This is a genomic window from Geodermatophilus sp. SYSU D00710, from assembly GCF_054050195.1.
Map to the genome: position 1 here is coordinate 1 of NZ_JBJGYX010000091.1, position 13,083 is coordinate 13,083.

Sequence of the window (13,083 nt, forward strand, 5' to 3'; positions counted from 1 at the left end):
GACCGGACAACCGACCAGGCCACGGGGATGTGTTACTTGGCACTGACTTTCGGCACGCTGTTGAGTTCTCAAGGAACGGACGCACACCAACTCCACCCTTCCGGGCTTCGTCGATCGCGGCTTGTCCGACTCTACGCCGTCCTCCGGAGCTCTGCACCCTGGGGGTGGTCTCCGTGGCCCTCGCGGGCTCCGTCCGGCGCGAAGAAGACAGTACACGAGTCCGGGGGGCCGTGCACACGGGGTCTCCGTCACACCCCCGCAGCCCGCTCAGAGTCCGAGGAAGGACTCCAGGCCGACGGTCAGACCGGGGCGGCCGCCGACCTCTCTGACCGCCAGGAGCACGCCGGGCATGAAGGAGGACCGGTCGTAGGAGTCGTGCCGCAGGGTCAGCGTCTCGCCGGCGGCCCCCATGAGGACCTCCTGGTGCGCGACCAGGCCGGTGAGCCGGACCGCGTGGACGGCGATCCCGTCGACGTCGGCACCGCGGGCACCGGGCAGCGAGTCGGTGGTCGCGTCCGGGGACGGCGGCAGGCCGGCGGCGCGACGGGCGGCGGCCACCAGCCCGGCGGTGCGGACGGCCGTGCCCGAGGGGGCGTCGACCTTGTTCGGGTGGTGCAGCTCGACGATCTCCGTCGAGGGGTAGAAGCGCGCGGCCTCCTGCGCGAAGCGCATGAGCAGGATCGCCCCGATGCCGAAGTTGGGGGCGATAACGACACCGATGTCGGGCTTGGGCTCGAGCCACTCGGCCACGGTGGCCAGGCGCTGCTCGTCGAAGCCGGTCGTGCCCACGACACAGGAGATGTCCTGGTCGATGCAGAAGCGGATGTTGTCCATGACGACGTCCGGGCGGGTGAAGTCCACGACCACCTGCGCGCCGGCGTCGGCGACGTTGAAGAGCCAGTCGCCCTCGTCGACCATCGCCACCAGCTCCAGGTCGTCGGCGGCGTTGATCGCCTTGACGACCTCGGTGCCCATCCGGCCCCGCGCGCCCAGGACCCCGACCGGGATGCGCGGTGGCTCGGCCGCCGTCCCGCCGGTGGCCTGCTGGTCGGAGGAAGGGGTGCCGGTGGTCACCGGGCCAGTCTCCCGGGCTCCCGGTCCGGCGCAACCACGGCCCCCGACCTCAGCGGGCGGGGACCACCCGCTCCACGCGCGTCCAGGCCAGCAGCCCGAGGGCGGCACCGGCGACATCGGCCAGCCAGTCGGTGACCGAACCCGAGCGGTGCAGGTCCGACACCGCCTGCACCACCTCGCTGACCCCGCCGTAGACGACGAGCAGGACCGCGAGCGGGAGGGCGCGGATCCCCGCCCACCGGCCGGCGAGGGCCAGCGCCAGGAAGAGCACCGCGTGCACCAGCTTGTCGACGCCGGGCGGGGCCGAGGGGACGTCGGAGCCGGGGGCGAAGAGGACCGCGAGCGAGACGAGCACCGTCACCGCGAGGACACCGCGGGAGAGCGCGCCGTGCACGCGGAGCGCGGGATGGCGGGGTCGGACGTCCACGGGTGTCAGAGCCGGTCGAGGTCGGACTCGCGGTAGGGACCGACGACGGCCAGGCAGGTCTCGCGGCCGAGCAGGTCGGCGGCGACCGCCCGGACCTGGTCCTCGTCGACGGCGGCGATCCGGTCGAGCACCTCGCGCACCGGCACGTACTCCCCGTGCGACAGCTCGCTCTTGCCCAGCCGGCTCATCCGCGACCCGGTGTCCTCGAGGCCCAGGACCGTCCCCCCGCGCATCTGTCCCTGCCCGCGGGCGACCTCCTCGGGGGTCAGCCCGTCCGCCGCCACCCGCGCCAGCTCCTCGCGGACCAGGCGGAGCACCTCGGGGACCCGCTTCTTGGCACAGCCGGCGTAGACGGAGAACGTGCCGGTGCCCGCGTAGGAGGTCAGCGCGGAGCCCACGCTGTAGACCAGGCCGCGCTTCTCGCGGATCTCCTGGAACAGCCGGGAGCTCATCCCGCCGCCGACCGCCGTCTCCAGGACCGCCGCGGCGTACCGGCGCTCGTCGAAGCGGCTCAGGCCCAGGCCGCCGTAGAGCAGGTGGGTCTGCTCGGTGCGGCGGGCCACCAGGCCGGAGGGCCGGGCGGGCCGGGTCGGCCGCAGCTCCTCGCCCCGCCGCAGCGGCGCGGGGAGCACCGAGCCGGACAGCCGGTCCCCGAAGACCGCCGTCACCAGGTCGAGGACCTGCTGGTGGTCCACCCGGCCGGCGGCCGTGACCACCATCGAGGGGATCGCGTAGCGCGAGCGGTACCAGCCGTCGACGTCGTCGCGGGTGAGGCCCTCGATGGAGTCGACCGTGCCGAGGACCGAGCGGCCCAGGGCGGTGTCGCCGAACAGCGTCTCGGCGAACAGGTCGTGCACGAGGTCGGAGGGCTCGTCGTCGCGCATGGCGATCTCCTCGAGCACCACCGTCCGCTCCGACTCGAGGTCCTCGACGGTGTTGAGCGCCTCGGTCACCAGGTCACCGACCAGCGTCACCGCCAGCGGCAGGTCGCTGGCGAGCACGTTGGCGTAGTAGCAGGTGTGCTCCTTGGCGGTGAAGGCGTTCATCTCACCGCCGACGGCGTCCATGGCCGTCGCGATCTCCATGGCGCTGCGGCTGCGGGTGCCCTTGAACAGCAGGTGCTCGAGGAAGTGCGAGGCGCCGGCGACCCGGTCGGTCTCGTCGCGGGAGCCCACCCCGACCCAGATGCCGAGGGTGGCCGAGTGGACGCCGGGCATCGTCTCGGTGAGCACGCGGAGCCCGCCGGGCAGCACGGTGCGCTCGACCCGGCCGCCGACCTCGTCCACGTCCAGGGTGCTGGTCACACCGACCGGGGCCGGGACGGAGGCGAGGTCGGCAGACCCCGTCCCCACCCCGGCCCCGGTCGGGCTCAGGTCGGCAGCCGTGTCAGGCCTCCGCGGGAGCGTCGGCCGCGGGAGCCGCGTCGCCGGCGGCAGCGCCGTCGCCGGAGGCGGCGCCCTCGGCGTCCGCGGCCACCGGGACCAGGCTGATCTTGCCGCGGGCGTCGATGTCGGTGATCTCGACCTGCAGCTTGTCCCCGACGTTCACGACGTCCTCGACCTTGCCGATGCGCTTGCCGCCACCGAGCTTGCTGATGTGCACCAGGCCGTCCTTGCCCGGCAGCAGCGAGACGAAGGCGCCGAACGGCGTCGTCTTGACCACGGTGCCCAGGAAGCGCTCCCCCACCTTCGGCATCTGCGGGTTGGCGATCGCGTTGATCCGGTCGACCGCGGCCTGGGCCGAGGGGCCGTCGGAGGCGCCGACGTAGATGGTGCCGTCGTCCTCGATGGTGATCTCGGCGCCGGTCTCGTCCTGGATCGAGTTGATCATCTGGCCCTTCGGGCCGATGACCGCACCGATCTTGTCGACCGGGATGCGCACCGTGGTCACCCGCGGCGCGTAGGGGCTCATCTCGTCGGGGGCGTCGATGGCCTCGTTCATCACGTCGAGGATGTGCAGCCGGGCGGCGCGGGCCTGGGTCAGCGCCTGGGCGAGCACGTCGGACGGGATGCCGTCGAGCTTGGTGTCCAGCTGCAGCGCCGTGACGAAGTCCTTGGTGCCGGCGACCTTGAAGTCCATGTCACCGAAGGCGTCCTCGGCGCCGAGGATGTCGGTCAGCGCGACGTACTCCGTCTTGCCGTCGACCTCGTCGGAGACCAGGCCCATGGCGATGCCGGCCACCGGGGCGCGCAGCGGCACACCGGCGTTGAGCAGCGACAGGGTGGAGGCGCAGACCGAGCCCATCGACGTCGAGCCGTTGGAGCCCAGCGCCTCGGACACCTGCCGGATCGCGTAGGGGAACTCCTCGCGGTCGGGCAGCACCGGCAGCAGCGCCCGCTCGGCGAGCGCGCCGTGGCCGATCTCGCGCCGCTTGGGCGAGCCCACGCGGCCGGTCTCGCCGGTGGAGTACGGCGGGAAGTTGTAGTTGTGCATGTAGCGCTTGCGCGTCTCGGGCGAGAGCGTGTCGAGCTGCTGCTCCATGCGCAGCATGTTCAGCGTGGTGACCCCCAGGATCTGGGTCTCTCCGCGCTCGAACAGCGCCGAGCCGTGCACCCGGGGGACGACCTCGACCTCGGCCGACAGCGGCCGGATGTCGGTGACGCCGCGGCCGTCGATGCGGACCTTGTCGCGCAGGATCCGCTGCCGGACGACCTTCTTGGTCACGGCGCGGAAGGCGGCCGAGACCTCCTTCTCGCGGCCGGCGAACTGCTCGGCCAGCGAGGCGAGGACCTCGTCCTTGAGCGCGTCGGTGGCGTCGTTGCGCTCGGTCTTGCCGGCGATCGACTGGACCTGGGTCAGGCGGTCGAGCGCGGCGGACTCGACGGCGGCGTAGACGTCGTCCTGGTAGTCCAGGAAGCGGGGGAACTCCGCGACCGGCTTGGCGGCCTTCTCGGCCAGCGCGGTCTGCGCCTCGCACAGCGCCTTGATGAAGGGCTTGGCGGCCTCGAGACCCTGCGCCACGACCTCCTCGGTCGGCGCGGCGGCGCCGCCGGAGACCAGCTGGATCGTCCGCTCGGTGGCCTCGGCCTCGACCATCATGATCGCGACGTCGCCGTCGGGCAGGACGCGGCCGGCCACGACCATGTCGAAGACGGCGTCCTCGAGCTCGGCGTGGGTGGGGAAGCCGATCCACTGGCCGTTGACCAGCGCGACGCGGGTGCCGCCGACCGGGCCGGAGAACGGCAGGCCCGACAGCTGGGTGGAGGCCGAGGCCCCGTTGATGGCCAGCACGTCGTAGAGGTGCGCCGGGTCCAGGGCCAGGACCGTGATGACGACCTGGACCTCGTTGCGCAGACCCTTGGCGAAGGTCGGGCGCAGCGGCCGGTCGATGAGGCGGCAGGTGAGGATCGCGTCCTCGCTGGGGCGGCCCTCGCGGCGGAAGAACGAGCCGGGGATGCGCCCGGCGGCGTACATCCGCTCCTCGACGTCGACCGTCAGGGGGAAGAAGTCGAAGTGCTCCTTGGGGTGCTTGCCGGCCGTGGTGGCCGACAACAGCATGGTGTCGCCCATGCTGACGACGACCGAGCCGGCGGCCTGCTTGGCCAGCCGCCCGGTCTCGAAGGTGATGCTGCGGCTGCCGTAGCTGCCGTTGTCGATGACCGCGGTGGCGGTGGTGACCCCGTCCTCGGGGTCGTACTCGGCCGCGGTGCTGGTCGCTGTGGTGGGTGCGGACACGTCGTCCTCTTCCTACGTCGCATGCGGCGACGTCCTCTTCGTGGCGTCCTGCGCCGGACTGCTCCGGGGTGACCGGTCTTCGATCGAAGCCCCCGGGGTCGTTCCCCCCGCGAGGGAGGTGCATGCCCGGGGGCCACCACCGAGGACCGACCAGCGGCGGGGTGCGCGGCGGGAGCCGTGGTCTCGCGGGGCGGGTGCCCCACGAGAGAGGGGACCGTCCCGGGCGGGACGGTCCCCTCTGGGGTCAGCGGCGCAGACCGAGCCGCTCGATGAGCGAGCGGTAGCGGGTGATGTCGGTCTTCGCCAGGTAGTTCAGCAGCCGCCGGCGGCGGCCGACCAGCAGGAGCAGGCCCCGCCGGCTGTGGTGGTCGTGCTTGTGCTGCTTGAGGTGCTCGGTCAGGTCGCTGATCCGGCGGGTGAGCATCGCGACCTGGACCTCGGGCGAGCCCGTGTCCCTCTCGACCGTCGCGTACTCGGTCATGATCTGCTGCTTCGTCGCGCTGTCGAGCGCCATGGGCGGGCCTCCGGGCCTGGTCACGTGTGGCCCCCGGTCTGGGTCACGGGGGCAGCTCGCACACACGTCGGGCGGTGCCCGACCACCCGAGGTTACCAGCGGGCCAACGGGGCCCCGGCGGTGATCACCCGGCAGGGGGCAGCCCGAGCACCGCGCGGGTGCGCGCGACGTCGTCGGCCATCGCCGTGACGAGGGCGCCGGCGTCGGCGAAGGAGGTCATCGGCCGCAGCCGCGAGACGAACTCGACGCCGACGTGCTCGCCGTAGAGGTCGCCGGAGAAGTCGAGCACGAACGCCTCGACGGTGCGCCGCGAGCCGTGGAAGGTCGGGTTGGTGCCGACCGAGATCGCCGCCGGGGCGCTGTCGCGGGTGGCACCCGACGGGTCGCGGGTGACCAGCGCGCCGGCGTAGACGCCGTCGGCCGGGATCGCGGTGAACGGCGGGCTCTCCACGTTCGCCGTCGGGTAGCCCAGCTCCCGGCCGCGCCGGTCGCCGCGGACGACGACGCCGTCGACCCGGTGCGGGCGGCCCAGTGCCCGCGCCGCGCTCTCCATGTCCCCGGCTGCGACACAGGCGCGGATGTAGGTGGAGGAGATGGTGACCGCGCCGTCGGCCGAGTCGTCGCCGGCCAGCGGGATCCCCTCGACGGCGAAGCCGAAACGGCGACCCTCCTGGGTCAGCGTGGTGACGGTGCCGGCCGCCCGGTGCCCGTAGGTGAAGTTCTCGCCGACGACGACCGCCGCGGCGTGCAGGTCCTCGACGAGCGCACCGTGGGTGAACTCCTCGGGCGTGAGCCGGCTGAACTCCCGGGTGAACGGGATGACGCACATGCCGTCGACGCCCAGCCCCGCGACCAGCTCGGCCTTGCGGTCGAGGGAGGTGAGGATCGCCGGGTGCGAGCCGGGGCGGACCACCTCGGACGGGTGCGGGTCGAAGGTGACCAGGACGCAGGGCCGGCGCATCGCCCGCGCCCGCTCGACGGCGGTGCCGATGAGCTGCTGGTGGCCGCGGTGGACGCCGTCGTACATGCCCACCGTGACCACCGTCCGGCCGAGGTCGGCCGGGGTGGCCGCGGTCCCACGCCAGCGCCGCACGCGCCTCGCTCCCCCGTTCCCGCCGGCCGGGTCGCTCAGGCGACCCGGTGCAGCCAGCCGTGGGTGTCGGGCACCCGGCCGTGCTGGATGTCGAGCAGCTGGGCGCGCAGCGACGTGGTGACCGGGCCGGGGGCGCCGTCGCCGACGGTGAAGTCGCCGGTGCGCGCCCGGACCTCGCCGACGGGGGTGATGACGGCGGCGGTGCCGCAGGCGAAGGTCTCGGTGACCGTGCCGTCGGCGACGCCGGAGCGCCACTCGTCGACGCTGAAGCGGCGCTCGGTGACCCGCATGCCGCGCTCGCGGGCCACCGAGATGAGCGACTCGCGGGTGATGCCGGGCAGCAGCGTGCCGGTGAGCTCGGGGGTGACCAGCTCGGCGTCGTCGCCGGAGCCGAGGACGAAGAACAGGTTCATCCCGCCCATCTCCTCGACGTAGCGCTTCTCGACCGCGTCGAGCCAGACCACCTGGTCGCAGCCGGCGGCGATCGCCTGCTCCTGGGCCAGCAGGCTCGCGGCGTAGTTGCCGGCGCACTTGACGTCGCCGGTGCCGCCGGGCGCGGCCCGGATGTAGTCCTCCGAGAGGTACACCGACACCGGGTGCACCCCGCGCGGGAAGTAGGCCCCGGCCGGGCTGGCGATGACGAGGAAGAGGTACTCGTTGGCCGGCCGCACGCCGAGGAAGGGCTCGGTGGCCAGCTGGTAGGGGCGGATGTAGAGCGTCTGGTCCGCGCCGGTGGGCACCCAGTCGCGGTCGGCGTCGACCAGCGCGTCGACGGCGCTGATGAAGGCGTCCTCGGGCACCGGCGGCATGGCCAGCCGGCGGGCGCTGCGGGCGAAGCGGGCCGCGTTGGCCTCGGGCCGGAACGTGGCCACGCTGCCGTCGGGCTGGGCGTAGGCCTTGAGCCCCTCGAAGATCGACTGGGCGTAGTGCAGGGCGGCGGTGGCGGGGTCGACCTGCAGCGGCGCGTACGGGGCCAGCCGGGCGTCGTGCCAGCCGCGGCCGGCCGTGTACTGGGCCACGAACATCGAGTCGGTGAAGTGGCGCCCGAAGCCGGGGTCGGCCAGCACCGCCTCGCGCTCGGCGGCCGGGCGGCGGGTCACGTCCTCCACGGTCACCGGCACGCCCTCGGTGAAGACCCGGGAGGAGGTGCGGCTGTCGGCGAGCGTGTCGGTCATGTCTCCCACCTGCGTGAGCTCGTGCTGGAGCCGGGCCGGCGGACGACCGGCCCCGGGCTCACAGTAGCGCCGGGCCCGGCGGCGGCCGGGGGCCGACCGCCGCCGCGGGGGATCAGGGCCGGTCGGGCGCGGAGCTCTCGATGACCTCGTAGGACCACAGGTGGTGGGAGTCGCTGGCCGCGGGGGCGAGCTCGTCGCCGCCGCCCTGGTGCGCCCGGGCGAAGTCCTGGCCGCCCTCCCAGGCCCGGTAGGCCTCCTCGCTCTCCCACCGGGTGTAGACGAGGTACTGGTCGGTGCCCTCCAGCGGGCGCAGCAGCTCGAACCACTCGAAGCCCGGGGTCTTCTCGACGGCACCGCCGCGGCCACGGAAGCGCTCCTCGAACCGCTCCTGGGCGTGCGGCGGAACGGAGATGGCGTTGATCTTCACGACGCTCATGCGCTCCCCTTGCCCCTCCCCGTGCCCCGGCTAACCGGAGCGGGGACCGGCCCACCGGGCGAGGATGGCGCGGTGACCCAGGACAAGCGGCCCGGCGTGCTCTTCGACGTCGACGGCACCCTGCTCGACACCAACTACCTGCAGGTCCTCGCCTGGTGGCAGGGCTTCCGCGACACCGGGCACGACGACGTGTCGATGGCCGACTGCCACCGCTCGATCGGCATCGCGAGCGAGGAGCTGGTCGTCCACCTGCTCGGGGACGAGGCGACCGACGTCGAGGAGGTGTCGGAGGCCAAGAACCGGCGCTACGAGCCGCTGCGCGAGCTGGTGACCCCGTTCCCGCGCGTGGACGACCTCCTCGCCGCGTGCCGGGACCGGGGGCTGGCCGTGGTGCTGGCCACCAGCGGCAAGGAGTCGGACCTGGAGTGGATGGTGCCGGCGATCGGCGGCGAGGACGTCGTCGACGGGACGACCTGCTCGGCCGACGTCGAGTCGGCCAAGCCCGCGCCGGACCTGCTGCTGACCGCCGTCGAGGCGCACGGCCTGGACGCGTCCCGCACCGTGGTCGTGGGGGACACGGTCTGGGACGTGCAGTCCGCGCAGGACGCCGGGCTGCCGTGCATCGCGCTCACCTGCGGCGGCATCTCGCGCGCCGAGCTGCTGGAGGCCGGCGCCGACGAGGTCTACGACGACCCCGCGGACCTGCTCGCCCACCTCGACGACTCGCTGGTCGGGAAGGCCGCCGGCTGAGGTCAGCCCGGGGGGAAGCCGACCGCGACCCGGGCGGTGGAGCCCGCGTCCTCGACCAGCGCGACCAGCCGGCCCGCGGGGTCGACGGCGGCGACCAGGCCCGGGCGGCCGGTCGCGGGCACCCGCTGCCCGTACCCGAGGGCCCGCGCCTCGTCGTCGGTGAGCCGGCGCTCGGGGAAGACGGCCGTCGCGGCGTCGGTCAGCCCCAGCACGCCCGGGCCGCCCCCGGCGGCCAGCGCGGCCGCTGCCTCCTCGACCGGGGCGGCCCGCTCGGTGGTGAACGGCCCGGACGCGGTGCGGCGCAGCGCGGTGAGGTGGCCGCCCACGCCGAGGGCGGCGCCGGCGTCACGGGCGATGGCGCGCACGTAGGTGCCCGCGGTGCAGGCCACGGCGACCTCGACGTCGACCAGGTCGGGCGTGGGCCGGGCGAGGGCGTGCACGTCGATCCGGTGCACCGTGACCGAGCGCGGCTCCAGCACGACCTCCTCGCCGGCCCGCACGCGGTCGTAGGAGCGGCGGCCGCCGACCTTCACCGCGCTCACCGACGAGGGCACCTGCGACAGCGGGCCGGTCTGGGCGGCGAGCGCGGCGCGGACGGCGCCGTCGTCGAGGTGCGCGGCCGAGGTGGTGGTGAGCACCTCGCCCTCGCGGTCGTCGGTGACCGTCGTCTGCCCGAGCCGGATGGTGGCCTCGTAGACCTTGTCCGAGCTGCCGAGGTGGCCCAGCAGGCGCGTGGCGGCGCCGACGCCGAGCACGAGCAGCCCGGTGGCCATCGGGTCGAGGGTGCCGGCGTGGCCGACCCGGCGGACCGAGAGCACCCGCCGGGCGCGGGCGACGACGTCGTGCGAGGTCATCCCGGCGGCCTTGTCGACCAGCAGGACCCCGGGGGCGACGTCGGCGTCGGCGGCGCGGCGGCGGCGGCTCATGCGCCCACCGTCGCAGGTGCGGTCAGCCACCTGTCCCCCGCCACCCGGGCCAGCACCGCGACCAGCCGCAGGACGACGAAGAGGGTCAGCCCGGTCCACACACCGGCCAGCCCCCAGCCGAGGGGGCCGGACAGCAGCGACAGCGGGAGGAAGCCGACCAGCGCCGCGCCGACGGTCACCGCGCGCAGGTAGCCGACGTCACCGGCGCCCATGAGGACGCCGTCGAGGGCGAACACCACCCCGGCCAGCGGCTGGAACCCGGCGAGGAACCACCAGACCAGCTCGGCCTGCGCGCGCACCGCGGGGTCGCCGGTGAACAGCGGCACCAGCAGGTCGCGGCCGGCCAGCAGCAGCACCGCGACGAGCACGCCGGTGCCCAGCCCCCACAGGGTCACCCGCCGCGCGGTGGCGCGGGCCTCGTCGGGGCGGCCGGCGCCCAGCGCGTGCCCGACCAGCGTCTGGGCGGCGATCGCGTAGGCGTCGAGGACGAGCGCGAGGAACAGGAACAGCTGCAGCGCGATCTGGTGGGCGCCCAGCTGCGCCTGCCCCGCGCGCGCCGCCACGCCCGCCGCGACGAGGAAGGCCAGCTGCAGCACGGTGGCGCGCACCAGCAGGTCGCGGCCCAGGACCAGTTGCGCGCGGACGGCCGACGGGCGCAGCCGCCAGTCGGCGCCCTCGCGCAGCAGCGCCCGCACGAACAGGGCCGCCGTCAGCGACTGGCCGGCGAGGTTGGCCACCGCCGACCCGGGCAGGCCGAGACCGGCGGGGTACACGAGCAGGGGGCACAGCACCAGGCTGAGCAGGCTCCCGGCCAGCACGAAACGCACCGGCCGGCGCAGGTCCTGCACCCCGCGCAGCCACCCGTTGCCGGCCAGGGACACCAACAGCAGCGGCGCGCCGCAGCCGGCGATGCGCAGCCACTGCTCCCCCGCGGCGGCCACCTCCCCGGGTCCGCCGGCCAGCGCGCGGGTCATCGGCCCGGCGAGCAGCTGGAACAGCAGGACGACGCCGGCGCCGAGCAGCAGCGCCAGCCAGGTGGCCTGCACGCCCTCGGCGACGGCGCCGGCCCGGTCGCCGGCCCCGGCACGGCGGGCGGCGCGGGCGGTGGTGCCGTAGGCGAGGAAGTTGAGCAGCGCGGCGGCCCAGGCCAGCAGCCCGCCCCCGACGGCCAGCCCGCCCAGCGGCACGGTGCCGAGGTTGCCGACGACGGCGGTGTCGACCAGCAGGTACAGCGGCTCGGCGGCCAGCACCACCAGGGCCGGTGCCGCGAGCGCCACCACGCCCGGGGGCCGCCGTGCCCGCGGGCCGGGGCCGGGAGTCCCGTCCGCTGCCGGGAGTGGATCGGGAGGAGACCGGCGGGGTGCGGAGCTCATCCCTCGAGCAGCCGGTCCCGGATGGTGCGCACCGTGGCGTCGCGGTCGGCCGAGGAGGTGAAGCCGGCGGCCGCGCGGTGCCCGCCGCCGCCCAGCGCGATCGCGATGCGGGCGACGTCGGTGGCGCCGCGCGAGCGCAGGGACACCGACCAGGTGCCGTCGTCCTGGCCCTTGAGCACGCAGGCGACGTCGGCCTCGGCGGTCACGCGGACGACGTCGACCAGCGCCTCGAGCTGCTCGCCGGGCAGGCCGTGCTCGGCCGCCTCGGCGGTGCTCGACCAGGTCCAGACCAGGCCGCTGCCGACCTGCGGTTCGAGGACCGCCCGGCCGGTGACCGCCGAGAGCAGCCGCAGCCAGCCGAAGGGGGCGGTGTCGAACAGTCGCCGGCTGATGGTCGCGTGGTCGATGCCGGTGGCCAGCAGCCGCGCGGCCAGGGCGTGCGTCTCCGGCCGGGTGCTGCCGAAGCGGAAGGACCCGGTGTCGGCGGCCAGTCCGGCGTAGAGCGGCGTCGCGAGCTCCGCGTCGAGGTCGACGCCGAGCTCGTCGAGCAGGCCGGCCACCAGGACGACGGTGGCCGGGGCGGCGGGGTCGACCAGCCGCACGTCGCCGAAGCCGGGGTTGCTGGCGTGGTGGTCGACGACCACGGAGGTCCCGGCCCGCTCGAGCAGCCCGGCCAGCTCCCCGAGCCGGGCCGGGGAGGCGGCGTCGAGGCTGACGAAGACGTCGGGGGCGCCGGGCACCGCGGTGGAGGGCAGCAGTCCCTCGGCGCCGGGCAGCCAGCCCAGGGATGCCGGCAGCACCGGCCGGCCGGGGAACGTGGCGCTCACCCGCGCGCCGCGGCGGCGCAGGCCCTCGGCGAGCGCGAGCGTGCTCCCGAGGGCGTCGGCGTCGGGCTGCACGTGCCCGGAGAGGACGACGCTCGCCCCCGCGTCGGCGGCCGCGGCGAGGACCGTGCCCGGCGTCCGGGGGGACGGGGCCGCGGGCACCGGCTCAGGCACCGGTGCCGGAGCCGCTGGGCGGCGCGAAGTCGGTGTCGTCGACCTCCCGCCCCCCACCGATGCCGTACCCGGGACCGCCGTCGTCGGGCTCGTCCTCGGCGATGCTCGGCGTGGTGCCGATCTGCCCCTCCCGCCCGCCGTCGGTGGGGTCACCCGCGTCGGGCTCGGCCCGTCCGCCGAGCTCCGAGCGGCCCAACCCCTCGTCGGGCAGGTGCGGATCGGGGTCGTTCTCGCTCACGAGGCACTCCTGTGGCGCGCGGACGCGCTGTCGTCGGACTCCTCGTCGGCGGCCGGCTCCGACGGGGCCTCCTCGTCGTCCTCGGGGTGCCGGTAGGGGTCGGCGTCCCCGGCGTAGGTGGCGTTCTCGCGCAGCCGGGCGAGCTCGGCGTCGGCCGACCGGACCCGCTCGAGCGCCGCGTCGAGCTCCCGGGCGGTGTCGGGGACGACGTCGGAGACGAACGTCAGCGTCGGGACGAACTTGATGCCGGTCTGCTTCCCGACCGTCGAGCGCAGCACGCCGGTGGGGGGGGGGGGGGGGGGGGGGGGGGGGGGGGGGGGGGGGGGGGGGGGGGGGGGGGGGGGGGTGTGGGGGGGGGGGGGCGGCGGCGGGGGGTGGCGCGCGGGGGGGGGGGGGGGGGGGTG

Annotated in this window: 14 protein-coding genes; 1 reads left to right on the plus strand and 13 read right to left on the minus strand. The window is 75.1% G+C overall.

Annotated elements, in window-relative coordinates:
- Positions 1-267: 267 nt before the first annotated feature.
- The 8 genes from dapB to ACI78U_RS23885 all read right to left on the minus strand — a co-directional run bounded on the left by dapB (position 268) and on the right by ACI78U_RS23885 (position 8,394).
- The gene (dapB, locus tag ACI78U_RS23850; protein WP_456877890.1) at positions 268-1,074 is read right to left on the minus strand and encodes a 4-hydroxy-tetrahydrodipicolinate reductase; all 807 of its coding nucleotides are present in this window, start codon (positions 1,072-1,074) and stop codon (positions 268-270) included.
- 49 nt (positions 1,075-1,123) lie between these two features.
- Positions 1,124-1,501 (minus strand): VanZ family protein, encoded by a 378-nt coding sequence (locus ACI78U_RS23855; RefSeq protein ID WP_456877891.1) that lies wholly within the window; start codon positions 1,499-1,501, stop codon positions 1,124-1,126.
- A 5-nt stretch (positions 1,502-1,506) separates the two neighbouring features.
- Positions 1,507-2,805 (minus strand): M16 family metallopeptidase, encoded by a 1,299-nt coding sequence (locus tag ACI78U_RS23860; RefSeq protein WP_456877892.1) that lies wholly within the window; start codon positions 2,803-2,805, stop codon positions 1,507-1,509.
- An 82-nt stretch (positions 2,806-2,887) separates the two neighbouring features.
- Positions 2,888-5,176 (minus strand): polyribonucleotide nucleotidyltransferase, encoded by a 2,289-nt coding sequence (locus ACI78U_RS23865; RefSeq protein ID WP_456877893.1) that lies wholly within the window; start codon positions 5,174-5,176, stop codon positions 2,888-2,890.
- 244 nt (positions 5,177-5,420) lie between these two features.
- Positions 5,421-5,690 carry a 30S ribosomal protein S15 gene (gene rpsO / locus ACI78U_RS23870; protein WP_456877894.1) on the minus strand — a complete coding sequence of 90 codons (270 nt, stop codon included), beginning with the start codon at positions 5,688-5,690 and terminating at the stop codon, positions 5,421-5,423.
- 124 nt (positions 5,691-5,814) lie between these two features.
- Positions 5,815-6,783: a bifunctional riboflavin kinase/FAD synthetase gene (locus tag ACI78U_RS23875; RefSeq protein WP_456877895.1), complete on the minus strand. Its 969-nt coding sequence runs from the start codon at positions 6,781-6,783 to the stop codon at positions 5,815-5,817.
- A gap of 35 nt (positions 6,784-6,818) precedes the next feature.
- Positions 6,819-7,958, minus strand: a complete 1,140-nt coding sequence (locus ACI78U_RS23880; RefSeq protein ID WP_456877896.1) for a branched-chain amino acid aminotransferase — start codon at positions 7,956-7,958, stop codon at positions 6,819-6,821.
- 112 nt (positions 7,959-8,070) lie between these two features.
- On the minus strand, positions 8,071-8,394 hold the full coding sequence (locus ACI78U_RS23885; RefSeq protein ID WP_456877897.1) for an antibiotic biosynthesis monooxygenase family protein: 324 nt from the start codon (positions 8,392-8,394) through the stop codon (positions 8,071-8,073).
- A 72-nt stretch (positions 8,395-8,466) separates the two neighbouring features.
- On the opposite strand from ACI78U_RS23885, the gene ACI78U_RS23890 reads away from it, so the two are divergent.
- Positions 8,467-9,144, plus strand: a complete 678-nt coding sequence (locus tag ACI78U_RS23890; RefSeq protein WP_456877898.1) for an HAD family hydrolase — start codon at positions 8,467-8,469, stop codon at positions 9,142-9,144.
- A gap of 2 nt (positions 9,145-9,146) precedes the next feature.
- Here the strand turns inward: ACI78U_RS23890 and truB are convergent, their stop codons facing one another.
- From truB to ACI78U_RS23915, 5 genes are all read right to left on the minus strand, one after another.
- Entirely contained in the window at positions 9,147-10,070 is a 924-nt protein-coding gene (truB, locus tag ACI78U_RS23895; protein WP_456877899.1) for a tRNA pseudouridine(55) synthase TruB, read from the minus strand.
- Entirely contained in the window at positions 10,067-11,350 is a 1,284-nt protein-coding gene (locus ACI78U_RS23900) for an MATE family efflux transporter (RefSeq protein ID WP_456877900.1), read from the minus strand. Before ACI78U_RS23900 ends, truB begins: the two co-directional genes overlap by 4 nt.
- A gap of 89 nt (positions 11,351-11,439) precedes the next feature.
- Positions 11,440-12,429 (minus strand): DHH family phosphoesterase, encoded by a 990-nt coding sequence (locus ACI78U_RS23905; RefSeq protein WP_456877901.1) that lies wholly within the window; start codon positions 12,427-12,429, stop codon positions 11,440-11,442.
- A gap of 4 nt (positions 12,430-12,433) precedes the next feature.
- The gene (locus ACI78U_RS23910) at positions 12,434-12,679 is read right to left on the minus strand and encodes a hypothetical protein (RefSeq protein WP_456877902.1); all 246 of its coding nucleotides are present in this window, start codon (positions 12,677-12,679) and stop codon (positions 12,434-12,436) included.
- Positions 12,676-12,957 (minus strand): hypothetical protein, encoded by a 282-nt coding sequence (locus ACI78U_RS23915; RefSeq protein ID WP_456877903.1) that lies wholly within the window; start codon positions 12,955-12,957, stop codon positions 12,676-12,678. Before ACI78U_RS23915 ends, ACI78U_RS23910 begins: the two co-directional genes overlap by 4 nt.
- Positions 12,958-13,083: the final 126 nt, after the last annotated feature.

What these genes read in the sequence shown, in the direction of transcription:
- truB (WP_456877899.1), bottom strand. Translation starts at nt 10,070, where the DNA reads ATGAGCCGCCGCCGCCGCGCCGCCGACGCCGACGTCGCCCCCGGGGTC.
- ACI78U_RS23880 (WP_456877896.1), bottom strand. Translation starts at nt 7,958, where the DNA reads ATGACCGACACGCTCGCCGACAGCCGCACCTCCTCCCGGGTCTTCACC.
- ACI78U_RS23885 (WP_456877897.1), bottom strand. Translation starts at nt 8,394, where the DNA reads ATGAGCGTCGTGAAGATCAACGCCATCTCCGTTCCGCCGCACGCCCAG.
- rpsO (WP_456877894.1), bottom strand. Translation starts at nt 5,690, where the DNA reads ATGGCGCTCGACAGCGCGACGAAGCAGCAGATCATGACCGAGTACGCG.